Annotated in this window: 11 protein-coding genes; 8 read left to right on the forward strand and 3 right to left on the reverse strand. The window is 46.2% G+C overall.

From position 1 onward, the window contains the following. Positions 1 to 271 precede the first annotated feature (271 nt). Positions 272 to 889 carry a TetR/AcrR family transcriptional regulator gene (locus PG862_RS12670; protein WP_182426683.1) on the reverse strand — a complete coding sequence of 206 codons (618 nt, stop codon included), beginning with the start codon at positions 887 to 889 and terminating at the stop codon, positions 272 to 274. A gap of 148 nt (positions 890 to 1,037) precedes the next feature. Next, positions 1,038 to 1,976, reverse strand: coding sequence for a LysR family transcriptional regulator (locus PG862_RS12675; RefSeq protein ID WP_118673248.1), 939 nt, complete (start codon positions 1,974 to 1,976; stop codon positions 1,038 to 1,040). 228 nt (positions 1,977 to 2,204) lie between these two features. Between PG862_RS12675 and PG862_RS12680 the strand changes: the two genes are divergently transcribed. The 4 genes from PG862_RS12680 to spoVT all read left to right on the forward strand — a co-directional run bounded on the left by PG862_RS12680 (position 2,205) and on the right by spoVT (position 6,248). Next, a complete protein-coding gene (locus PG862_RS12680) occupies positions 2,205 to 2,747 on the forward strand; it encodes a chromate transporter (protein WP_117796658.1) in 543 nt (180 codons plus the stop codon). Then, positions 2,744 to 3,319, forward strand: a complete 576-nt coding sequence (locus PG862_RS12685; RefSeq protein WP_270707626.1) for a chromate transporter — start codon at positions 2,744 to 2,746, stop codon at positions 3,317 to 3,319. Before PG862_RS12680 ends, PG862_RS12685 begins: the two co-directional genes overlap by 4 nt. An 866-nt stretch (positions 3,320 to 4,185) precedes the next feature. Beyond that, positions 4,186 to 5,574 carry a uracil-xanthine permease family protein gene (locus PG862_RS12690; RefSeq protein ID WP_118523026.1) on the forward strand — a complete coding sequence of 463 codons (1,389 nt, stop codon included), beginning with the start codon at positions 4,186 to 4,188 and terminating at the stop codon, positions 5,572 to 5,574. Positions 5,575 to 5,699: 125 nt separating this feature from the next. After that, positions 5,700 to 6,248: a stage V sporulation protein T gene (gene spoVT / locus PG862_RS12695; protein WP_107001695.1), complete on the forward strand. Its 549-nt coding sequence runs from the start codon at positions 5,700 to 5,702 to the stop codon at positions 6,246 to 6,248. A gap of 425 nt (positions 6,249 to 6,673) precedes the next feature. Here spoVT and PG862_RS12700 read toward each other — a convergent pair whose 3' ends face one another. Beyond that, positions 6,674 to 8,002 (reverse strand): Na+/H+ antiporter NhaC family protein, encoded by a 1,329-nt coding sequence (locus PG862_RS12700; RefSeq protein WP_117796660.1) that lies wholly within the window; start codon positions 8,000 to 8,002, stop codon positions 6,674 to 6,676. A 533-nt stretch (positions 8,003 to 8,535) separates the two neighbouring features. Between PG862_RS12700 and PG862_RS12705 the strand changes: the two genes are divergently transcribed. The 4 genes from PG862_RS12705 to PG862_RS12720 all read left to right on the forward strand — a co-directional run. Next, entirely contained in the window at positions 8,536 to 8,811 is a 276-nt protein-coding gene (locus PG862_RS12705; protein ID WP_022360642.1) for an HU family DNA-binding protein, read from the forward strand. Positions 8,812 to 8,942: 131 nt separating this feature from the next. Then, positions 8,943 to 9,182: an RNA-binding S4 domain-containing protein gene (locus PG862_RS12710; protein ID WP_022360641.1), complete on the forward strand. Its 240-nt coding sequence runs from the start codon at positions 8,943 to 8,945 to the stop codon at positions 9,180 to 9,182. A gap of 38 nt (positions 9,183 to 9,220) precedes the next feature. Continuing rightward, positions 9,221 to 9,886, forward strand: coding sequence for a TetR/AcrR family transcriptional regulator (locus tag PG862_RS12715; RefSeq protein WP_107001694.1), 666 nt, complete (start codon positions 9,221 to 9,223; stop codon positions 9,884 to 9,886). Positions 9,887 to 10,070: 184 nt separating this feature from the next. Further along, positions 10,071 to 11,539 (forward strand): IS1182 family transposase (locus PG862_RS12720; RefSeq protein WP_270707630.1); only part of this gene is annotated, 1,469 nt, incomplete at its 3' end.

Here is an 11,539-nt window from a genome sequence, read left to right on the forward strand (position 1 = left end):
AAAACAATTTTTAGATGAATGCACTCACTGAATATGTTCACTAAAAAAATACCACAGGTTCAGAGCAAAAGTCAATAATTAATCTGATAATTTGCTAATTTCATTTATTATAACAGAAATAGTTGAAAGAAAATGTAATATATGAATTAATATAGACAGAATACAGGATATACAGAAGTCTGAACGATAGTTTATAGACAAAACACCGGAATGGAATTGTGATGAATGCCCAACAGTTCCATTCCGGTATCTAAAAAGAAATTTCACGAAATTAAATCGGTTTTCTAATATATGAAAAGATGATTTCCCACCATTTTAATGCCTGGGTGTCGATATCAAACTGTCTGCGCCGCAGCAGCCAGTCCAGAAGCATTCCGCGGCTCGACTGGAGCATCAGATCATAGAAATCATATTCGTCTAAATCTGCCCGGATGGAATCTTCCTTCTGGCAGGCTTCAAACAGGGAATGATAAATCTGGTAGAGAGCACGGCTTCCATCCGTCAGGGTGGATTCCTCCTGCTGATTCCGGAGGTTGTAGATATAGAGGCTCCGCAGGTTGCTGTAGCTGGAAACGGCTTTCTGGACGAAGAAATAAAAGCGGGCAAGCTTGTCCATGGCGGACAGATCCCTGTATTTTGCATGGGTACTCAGCTGCTCATAGAAGTTGACGTAGAGATCGTCCAACGGTTCCGCATTCTGCGCCGCCATCTCTTCTTTATTTTTAAAATAGCGGTAGATGGAGCCGACCGAGGTCTGAGCCGCATCCGCAATATCCTGGATGGTGACATCCTCAAATCCCTTTGTTTCAAAGAGATCAAGCGCACAGGTCAGGATGCGTTTCCGCGTTTCCAGCGCCTGCTGTTTTCGTTTGGTTAAATTTTCGCTCATATATGTCCATGCAGAAGCGCACCGTCTTCTGCCCCCTTCCTGAAATTCATGGTAAATAAGTATCCTGATTTTATTATATCGGATTTTGTGTAAATATGCCAATGAAAAAAGTGTAAAGTCAATTGAATTTATAGGATAAAATTCATATTTATGAAATAGCGGTGGCATGGAAACTTTGGAAAAACGCATCCCCCACCAGCGATAAACTCCGTTCTTTCCGTTTGACCAGACAGATACTTGAATGGATCTGCGGCTGGGTGATGATCCGGCGGATCAGGGCAGGATCGGAATTTAAACAGAGGGCAGATTCAGGCGCGAGCGCGATGCCCAGCCCTTCGGACGCCCATAAAAGGGCGGTTCTGGCATCGTCGGCAATGCAGACGATGTTCGGTTCCAGTGCCTGTTCCTCAAAATATCCCAGAATCAGCGGCTGCCAGCGGCGGTAAAGGATGAGCGGCGCGCGGGTGAGGGCGGAGAGAGGGAGAGACGCGGGTGTATGGCTTTTTTGTGGTTCGGAAGCAGGAATATCAGTCAGAAGGGCATTCGGGCATTCCTTGTAATGGCTCCAAATCATTTCGCGCCCGATCGCCAGAAATGCCTCCGGCGGCAGTGTATGCATCTCCAGCCCGGCTTTGGCAAATGGCGTCCGGATCACGGCGAGGTCGATCTGGTTGGAGTGAAGCAGATCGAGCAGGTGGTAGGAATTGGACTCATGGAGTTCAAACAGGGCTTTGGGATAGGATCGCCGGAATGGGGCAAGATAATGCCGGGTCACAAATTCGACGGCGGAGGAGATGATGCCAAGGCGCACAACGCCCTGAATCTCCTGTTTCTGTGCAGTCAGCTCCGTGCGGGCAGCCTGGCTCAGATCGAGGATCGCAAGCGCCCGGTCATAGAACGTCTTTCCAGCAGGTGTCAGTCGGATGCGGCGGGAACCGCGCTCAAACAGCGTCACACCCAGTTCTGCCTCCAGAAGCTTCATCTGGTGGCTGAGCGGCGGTTGTGAGATATTCAGTTTTTTGGCTGCCTGGGAAATATTTCCCTCGTTGACGATGGTGGTGAAGTAGGATAACTGGCGAAGTTCCATAAATGCTCCTTCCTGTTCGGATTCGTTGTAAAACTGTGTATACGGCAGATATATTATATAACAAAATCCGATAGAATAACAGGCAAACTATATTTTTTCGATATATATTCTATATCCGAATGGTATTTTTCAGGCTCCTTGAATTCTGGTATGATACATAAGCAGGTATATACTGGAAATTCCAGAGAAATAAAAGTGTAGGGATAATATGGAAGGGAGTGGGCAGAAATGAAAGAACTGCTGGATATGTTTCTGACGTTTGCCAGAATCGGAGGGTTTACCTTCGGCGGCGGATATGCGATGCTGCCGATGCTGCAGAAAGAGGTAGTCAATGGACGCCATTGGGCGACGGATGAAGAATTGATGGATTACTACGCGATTGGTCAGTGTACACCGGGTATCATCGCGGTCAACACGGCGACGTTTGTCGGTTATAAGAATCGGGGAATTCCAGGGGCGATTGCGGCGACACTGGGAGTCATTGCGCCGTCGCTTGTCATCATTATGATTATTGCGGCATTTATTTCTAACTTTATTGAACTTAGCGCTGTGAGCAGCGCCTTTGCAGGCATCCGCGCCTGCGTTTGTGTGCTGATCGGCAGTGCGGTTGTCAAGCTGGCGAAGAAATCGCTGGTTGATAAAGGAGCGATCGCGATTGCGGCGGTTGTGTTTGTACTGTCACTGTTTACATCGGTTTCCCCGGCGCTTCTTGTTGTCGTGGCGGGTGCGATCGGGATTGTACTGAAGGGCGGAAAGGGGGAGAAGAAATGATGCTGATACTTGAATTATGCTTCCGCTTCTTCTGCTGCGGATTGTTTGCGATTGGAGGCGGACTGGCGACCCTCCCGTTCCTTTACAATATTTCCAAGGAGACGGGATGGTATACCTTTAATGATATTTCCAACATGATCGCTGTCTCCGAGTCCACACCGGGACCGATGGGAGTCAATATGGCGACCTACGTCGGCTTCCATATCAAGGGGATTCTCGGCGGCCTGGCGGCACCGCTTTCGCTGGTGCTTCCGTCCGTGATTATCATCATAATCATCTCGAAGATTCTCGATAGATTTAAAGCATCCGCGATCGTACAGAATGCCCTCTATGGACTTCGCGCGGCATCTACCGCCCTGATTGCGGCAGCAGGTATCGGCGTGGCAAAGATAGCGTTCCTCCATGTCGGCGAGGATGGCAGCCTGGCGTTTTCCGAGCTGTTTTCCATCATCAACTGGAAAGCGATCGTACTGTCGCTTGCGATCTGGTACGGCTTAGTTAAATGGAAAAAGCACCCGATCCTCTATATCGTGGTGGCGGCTGTGGCCGGAATCGTGTTCCAGTTCCACTAGGGAAGATAGAAGAAAATAGAACCATTTCCAGAAGGGGTAGTGCAGTATCTGTATACTCTTTTGGGGTGGTTCTTTTTTTGTCATAGGAGGCTTCGACCTATGACAAAAAATGCTCCGTGGGATGCGCCAAGGCACATGCTTTGCTTATGGGACTTTCTTTATAAGAAAGCATGACAATAAAGTGAAATAATGATTAGAAACAGAATGAATAAAACTGAATTACACAACAATTACAAAAATATAATTAGATAAATAAAGAATAATATGGAAAATAATTAGAAATAATACTTGACAAAACAGAAATTATCTAGTAAAATAAAACCATCAAAAGAAACAGAGATAACCCCAACAAACGGTTACCATAGTTTCTAGGACGAAATAAGGAACAAGGAGGACGGTCCAATGGGATAGTTAGTTACTAAAAAACATGATCATGGTTTTAAAAACCGAATTTATCAAATAAATAAAAAGATAAAAATCGGTATTGATGGAATCCATCATCATACAATCTCTAAAAGAGTTTACATAGATACATGTAATCAAAGGAGGAGATTCATATGAAAGGAAGAGGTCCATAGCACATTTAAAACAAAATATAAAAGGAAGAGAGGTTATATAGTGAAACTTCGGGATATTTCATAAAAGAGCTGTCTGATGACGAGAAAGTCGGACAGCTCTTTTTTTGTGCAATAGGAAATTCCTTGGAATTCCCCATTACACAAAAAGGCACATCCTTTGTTTTGTTTACAGAAAATCGAAGCAAGCGCGGCAGAAAGGTTGACGAATGAAGTCAAAAAGGATATTCTGGAAAATGAAAATTATGTACATTATAAAATGAAGGGAATTGTTGGAGGTATCTATCTAAAATGAATGAAAACGACATGGTCATTAAAGACGCCAGAACACTGGGTCTGCCGAAGATGCTGCTTTTAGGTTTGCAGCATATGTTCGCGATGTTCGGCGCGACGATCCTGGTGCCGATTCTGGTCAATACCTATTTTGAGGGAGAGGGACTTTCAATTCAGGTAACGCTGATGTGCGCGGGTCTGGGAACACTGTTTTTCCATGCCTGCTCTAAGTTAAAAGTTCCGGCGTTCCTCGGTTCCTCGTTCGCATTCCTCGGTGGATTTGCAACGGTGGCAAACTTGGACAGCGGTATTTTTGCAGATATGACGATGGGTGAGAAATTGCCATATGCCTGCGGCGGTATCGTGGTAGCGGGTGCGCTGTACCTGATTCTGGCGCTGATCATCAAGCTGGCAGGCGTGGAGCGCGTCATGCACTATCTGCCGCCGGTTGTGACAGGTCCGATCATTATCTGTATCGGTCTTTCACTGGCGCCGTCCGCGATCGCCAACGCATCGACAAACTGGCTGATTGCGTTGATCGCGCTGGGAACCATCATCGTTTTTAATATCTGGGGCAAGGGAATGTTCAAGATCATTCCGATTCTGATGGGCGTTGTGATCTCCTATGCAGCGGCAGCAGTCTTCCAGATGATGGGAATGACAAACCCGGACGGAAGTGCGATCCTGAATTTCTCAGAGGTAGCGACGGCTTCCTGGGTCGGACTTCCTCCGTTCCAGCTGTGCAAATTTGACCCGACGGCGGTCATGGTAATGGCGCCGATCGCGCTTGCGACGATGATGGAACATATCGGCGATATGTCGGCGATCTCCGCGACGGTCGGAGAAAATTTCCTTGCGGATCCGGGACTGCACCGGACGCTGGTCGGCGATGGTATCGCAACATCTCTGTCGGCACTCGTTGGAGGTCCTGCCAATACGACTTACGGTGAAAATACGGGCGTTCTGGAATTAAGCCGTGTTCATGACCCGCGGGTCATCCGGATTGCAGCTGTCTTTGCTGTGATTCTGAGCTTTATTCCGAAGATGGCAGAGGTCATCGGTTCGATGCCGTCTGCCATCATCGGCGGCGTTAGTTTCATGCTATACGGTATGATCTCCGCGATCGGTGTCCGCAACGTGGTCGAAAACCAGGTGGATTTAACCAAATCCCGGAACCTGGTAATCGCTGCGGTAATTCTGGTCTGCGGGCTGGGATTCTCCGACGGTCTGACCTTTGAGGCGGCAGGAACCTCGGTTACCCTGACAGGTCTTGCGATCGCAGCGATTGCGGGCGTTCTGCTCAATGTGATTCTTCCGGGTAATGATTACCAGTTCGGCAAGAATTTACAGGGCGACATCAACCGCGGTGTGGCGATCAATCCGAATCCGAAGAAACGGCAGGAATAAAAAACGCAAAAATTTTCAGTTCTAAAATTGGGACGAACCATTTCAGATGTATAATCCGCCTGCATTTCCACATACTACCCATAAGACACACGATATGGCAAACGTGGTATGCAGGAGGAAGAATCATGAAAGCTACAGGAATTGTGAGAAGAATCGATGATCTGGGTCGCGTTGTCATCCCGAAAGAGATACGCCGGACGCTGCGCCTTCGGGAAGGGACGCCGCTTGAGATATTCACGGACCGCGAGGGCGAGATTATATTGAAAAAATATTCACCGATGGTGGAGCTGGCGGCATTTGCCGTGCAGTACGCGGAGGCGATGGCGCAGTCCACGGGGCTGATGGTCTGCATCGCGGACCGGGATCAGATCATCGCGGTATCCGGGGGACCAAAGAAGGAATATTACCAGAAGACGATCAGCCGGGCGCTGGAGCTGGCAGTCTCCGAACGTCAGAATATCTGTGCGGCGCGGGGAGAAAAAGCATTTATCCCGATTACCTCGGATGAGGTGGAGGAGAGCAGCGCCGAGGTGATTGTGCCGATTTTGAGCGAGGGAGATGCCATCGGGGCGGTGATTCTCCTCAGCCGGGAGGCAAAGCAGGCGCTTGGAGGGGCGGAGATGAAGCTGGCAGCGACGGCAGCCGGATTTCTGGGACGTCAGATGGAAGGATAAAAAAAGATAAATGAGATAAATCTGCCTGGAAACAGGCGGTGAGAGAAAAAAGAAGACGGGATCGATGGAAAACGTAAAGAGAGATAAAACTCCTGGGCGGTTGTCCATCGATCCTGTTTTTGATAGTCCTGTATTTGATAAAAACTTGTATTTGATATAACAGATATATCGAAAAACAGACGAAAGCGCAAAGGAGTTCACAGATATTCCATGATTTTTCACAGAAAAAGCACAGCAAGGCGCACGACAAACGCATGAGTAAATAAATTGTGAACACGCCCTCTTTTTTGTTAAAATTAAGAAAGAGAGGTTATATAGTGAAACTTCGAGATATTTCATAAAAGAGCTGTCTGATGACGAGAAAGTCGGACAGCTCTTCTTTATGCCTCAATGCGTTTATGTGTGCAGTGGAAAGGGTTCCGCTGTTATTTTTTTGCTTTGACACGGTCTCCGCGCTCTGGAAGCAGAAAGATACAGATTAAAGAACTGATAAACAGCATGCTTGGATAGAACAGAAGCGGCATGACCTCAAAGGCAGACAGTTCATAGCCCAGCTCATGAACCGCCGATAATGCTACCAGCATCTGAGCACCGTAAGGCAGGATTCCCTGGGAGATACAGGAAAAGGTATCCAGAAGGGAGGCTGTCTTTCTGGCACTGATGCCATAATCTTCAGAAATTTCCTTTGCAATAGGGTTGGCCATAACGATAGCTACTGTGTTATTGGCAGTTGCGATATCCAGCAGGGTAACTAAAAGGCCGACACCAAACTGACCGCCGCGTTTTCCACGGAAGATGCGATGAATAACGTTAAGAAGAACATCGAAGCCACCGTTTTCACGGATCAGTGCGCACATAGCTGCAACTAAGATGGCAACCATACTGGTCTCAAACATGCCGGAAGTGCCGGACCCCATGTTGGTAAGCATTTCCCAGGGAGTAGTCTGGCCGGAGCCCAGCATAATGATGGCACCGGATACGATTCCGACTAACAGAACGACAAATACCTGAATACCGGCAATGCCGCCTGCTAATACCAGAAGATAGGGGATCAGCTGAATCAGGTTGTATGGTTTTATGATGGCAGCTCCCGGATCCTGATGGAAGGAAACGACCAGGATAAGTGCCAGGGAAGCGATGGCAGCCGGAAGTGCGATGCCGAAGTTCTCACGGAATTTATCCTTCATAGCGCATCCCTGACCGTTGCAGGCTGCGATGGTTGTATCGGAGATGAAAGAGAGATTATCTCCAAACATGGCACCGCCGATGACAGATGCGACGCAAAGGGCCAGAGAGAAACCAGAGGTCTCAGATACGGCAGTGGCAATCGGAACAATCAGGGTGATGGTTCCAACGGAGGTTCCCATGGAAGTAGAGACAAAGCACGCTACCACAAAGAGAACAGCAACGGAAAAACGGGCCGGGATAAGAGACAGCATCAGATAAGCAACGCTTTCAGCGCTGCTTCGTCCTACGACACCGACAAAGGTTCCGGCTGTCAGGAAGATGAGAAGCATGGTGATGATGTTCTTATCTCCGATGCCTTGCCCCATCAGCTCCAGTTTCCGGTCAAAGGAAAGAGAACGGTTCTGGAAACAGGCCGTCAGGATCGCAAGCATAAATGCGACAACAATCGGAATGTTGTAAAAGCCCATCGGGATCTTCATGATATATTCTGACCAGATTCCTAGCCCCAGATAAAAGATCAGAAATACAGCGATAGGCAGAAGGGAAGATAGTTTTTGCTTTTTCATAATAATTTTCAGCCTTTCTATATGTTTGCCGTAATAGGCCGGATATACATTATTTGATCTTACCATAAGAATGGGATTCAGGCAAGTAAAGAAGACAGTGTAACTGTAATGAAAAGGTTGACGAAAGCCTGTAAAAACGATATTCTGAAAGACGGAGAAAAGCATGCAAAAACGATAGAAAATATGATCGGAAATGAGATAAAAGCACAAGGGATTTCACAGATACTACACGGGTTTTCACCAAAAAATCACAGTGTGAAGTGCTTGCGTGTGCTTCACACTATGATTTTGGCGATGCTTCGCATTTAAAATCGGAATAATCTGCTGCCTAAACGGCATCGTACGGAATTTTCAGTTTAGAAAATTCCTATTTGCGAGTCGTAACGATTGTCGGTTCGGAATGTGAGGAAAAGTGCAAAAAACCTTGACAAAGCAAGGAGAAATGTATATAAATGTAAAGTAAGATTTGCGGGCATGTACGAAGAAAACTAAGAGGATTCATGTGCAAAGATATAAGCTAGGAGGAATATACGATGAACAAGACAGAATTAATCGCAGTTGTAGCTGAGAAAGCAGAGCTTTCCAAGAAAGACGCAGAGAAGGCAATCAAGGCTTTCACAGATGCAGTATCCGAGGAACTGGTTAAGGGCGGAAAGATTCAGCTGGTTGGCTTTGGTACTTTTGAGGTAGCTGAGAGAGCAGCTAGAGAGGGAAGAAACCCGAAGACCGGCGAGACCATGCCGATCGCAGCTTCCAAAACTCCGAAGTTCAAAGCTGGCAAAGCATTAAAGGATATGGTAAACGCATAATTATCTCAGTCAGATATGTGTGACAGACAGCCCTTCGTGATGATATATCATGGAGGGCTTTTGATATTATGGGGATTGAGGGAAATCCGCTATGATGAAAATGCCCTGCAAGGGTTATGGAAAGGGAAGATATGAGATTAGACAAGTATTTGAAGGTATCCCGCATCATCAAGAGAAGAACCGTGGCGAATGAAGCCTGTGACAGTGGACGGGTGATGCTGAATGATAAGGTGGCAAGAGCCAGCGCGGAGGTTAAGGTTGGGGATGTGATTGAAATTGCCTTCGGCAATAAATCGGTGAAGGTCCGCGTTACAAGCGTACAGGAGACCATCCGCAAGGAAGATGCCAAAGAAATGTTTGAATACCTGTAAAAATCCAAGAGACGTCAGTAAAAGGCGCGGAGGACGAAATGCCAAGAAATATAGAGCGGGATGAAAAAGAGGCGATGCGCCGGAAAGAACAGCTGATGGAAGCTGGATTCAGGCTGTTTTCGCAATATGGGATCGAGAATGTCAGTTTACAGAGGGTGGCGGACGCTGCGGAAGTGGGCGTTGCGACCCTATATAACTATTATCAGACGAAGGTCAAGCTTGTGATAGCGATCAGCGGAAAAATCTGGGGCGATCTCTGGAAGGAGATTCTGGAAGAAAAGGGACCGGAGATATTTGAATCATTTACGGCGTATCAGTACATTGAGTTTTATACGGACCAGATCATCCGGATTTACCGGGAACGACCGGAAATGCTCCGGTTCAGTAATAACTATAAAAACTTTATCTCCCGGGAGAAAGTCAAGGGGGAAGCGCTGGCTGAACATCTGGATGTTTTGAAGCCGGCAGGAGCGCTGTATCATAAGTTCTATGAGCAGGCGAGGAGCGATAAAAGCATCCGGACCGATATTCCGGAGCAGCAGTTATTTACAAGCGTTGCGATTGCGATGCTGGCAGTGGCTGAGCGCTATGCACAGGGAATTGTGTGGGCGGACGATCACAAGGCAGACCACACGCAGGAACTGGAATTTTTAAAAGAAATGCTCCTGACATGGTGCAGAACCCCGGAGAACCTGGAGAAATAATCATATAAAGAACGGAAATAAAAAAAGAAGTCAAGAGAATTGAGGTGCCCCCTCAAAGTTAGACTTTTACGAGACGGCTTTGGTCGTCTCGTCAGACTGTAGACAAAGCCCCGCTTTTGCGGGATTTTGCTATTGTTAGAACCGCTTTTCTGATATAATGATATCAGAAAGGGCGGTGTTTTTTATGATGACAAAAAATGCGGATAAAAAAAGAGAACAGATGCTTATGTTCTGCATGGATGACATGGTACCCCAGAATCACATGCTACGGTTAATCGATAAAGCCATTGATTGGAACTTTATTTATGACTTAGTGGAAGAAAAATACTGCCCTGATAATGGCCGGCCGAGTATGGACCCTGTTATGCTCATAAAAATTCCGTTTATTCAGTACCTCTATGGAATAAAAAGCATGCGGCAAACAATGAAAGAGATTGAGGTAAATGTTGCCTACCGCTGGTTTCTTGGCCTGGATATGATGGATTCGGTTCCACATTTCTCTACATTTGGAAAAAACTATACACGCCGTTTTAAAGATACGGATCTTTTTGAACAAATCTTTTCCAGAATTCTCGAAGAATGTATGAAGTACAAGCTTGTAGACACCAGCCAGATATTTGTTGATTCAACACATGTAAAAGCTTGTGCTAATAGTAAAAAAATGAGAAAAAGGATTGCTCATGAACAAGCCCTTTGGTATGAAGATGAGTTAAAAAAGGAAATCGAGCAGGATCGTCTGGCTCATGGGAAAAAGCCATTGAAAGAAAAAGATAAGCATCAGCCGCCAACATCTGGAGAAACCAGTTCAGAAGACTCAGAGACTTCAGTAGAAATTCCGTCCGATGTCAAAACACAAAAAAGCAGTATCACTGATCCAGAAAGTGGCTGGTTTCGAAAAGGGGAACATAAACATGTTTTCGCGTATGCAGTCGAAACCGCGTGTGATCAGCATGGATGGATTTTGGGATATAGCGTTCATCCTGGAAATGAGCATGACAGTAGAACGTTTAAGGCACTGTATGAAAAAGTAAAGTCATTTGATCCTTCTATGATTATTGCAGATGCAGGATACCGGACACCGGCGATTGCCAGAAGGCTGCTATTAGATGGAATTGAACCTTTGTTTCCGTATAAGCGCCCGATGACAAAAGAAGGCTATTTCAGAAAGCATGAATACGTTTATGACGAGTATTACGACTGCTATCTTTGCCCTGAAAATCAGGTGCTTTCTTATAGCACAACAAATCGGGATGGCTATCGTGAATACAAAAGCCGTGGATATATTTGCTGTAATTGTCCTCAGAAATCTAAATGCACAGAAAGCAAAGATCATGTGAAGCTGGTAACACAACATGTATGGGAAAGATACATAGAGAAAGGAGAAGATATCCGTCATACACTGGGAAACAAAGAGATTTATCAAAAACGACAAGAAACGATAGAACGAATCTTTGGAACAGCGAAAGACCATCATGGTTTTCGATATACTCAGTACATAGGAAAGGCACGGATGAAAATGAAAGCCGGGCTTACTTTTGCATGCATGAATCTGAAAAAACTAGCTAAGATACTGGCTATGGGAAATAGAAAATCGATGTCATTTATGTTTAAAGTAAACGCTCCATACCAAGTACCCTATAAGCTAAAAGCCGC

It is taken from the genome of Clostridium fessum, from assembly GCF_027698965.1.
In the GTDB taxonomy this organism is placed as follows: domain Bacteria; phylum Bacillota; class Clostridia; order Lachnospirales; family Lachnospiraceae; genus Otoolea; species Otoolea fessa.

Bases quoted from the DNA above. Each gene is read 5' to 3' on its own strand.
- PG862_RS12670 (WP_182426683.1), bottom strand. From the start codon at position 889: ATGAGCGAAAATTTAACCAAACGAAAACAGCAGGCGCTGGAAACGCGG.
- PG862_RS12675 (WP_118673248.1), bottom strand. From the start codon at position 1,976: ATGGAACTTCGCCAGTTATCCTACTTCACCACCATCGTCAACGAGGGA.
- PG862_RS12680 (WP_117796658.1), top strand. From the start codon at position 2,205: ATGAAAGAACTGCTGGATATGTTTCTGACGTTTGCCAGAATCGGAGGG.
- PG862_RS12685 (WP_270707626.1), top strand. From the start codon at position 2,744: ATGATGCTGATACTTGAATTATGCTTCCGCTTCTTCTGCTGCGGATTG.
- PG862_RS12690 (WP_118523026.1), top strand. From the start codon at position 4,186: ATGAATGAAAACGACATGGTCATTAAAGACGCCAGAACACTGGGTCTG.
- spoVT (WP_107001695.1), top strand. From the start codon at position 5,700: ATGAAAGCTACAGGAATTGTGAGAAGAATCGATGATCTGGGTCGCGTT.
- PG862_RS12700 (WP_117796660.1), bottom strand. From the start codon at position 8,002: ATGAAAAAGCAAAAACTATCTTCCCTTCTGCCTATCGCTGTATTTCTG.
- PG862_RS12705 (WP_022360642.1), top strand. From the start codon at position 8,536: ATGAACAAGACAGAATTAATCGCAGTTGTAGCTGAGAAAGCAGAGCTT.
- PG862_RS12710 (WP_022360641.1), top strand. From the start codon at position 8,943: ATGAGATTAGACAAGTATTTGAAGGTATCCCGCATCATCAAGAGAAGA.
- PG862_RS12715 (WP_107001694.1), top strand. From the start codon at position 9,221: ATGCCAAGAAATATAGAGCGGGATGAAAAAGAGGCGATGCGCCGGAAA.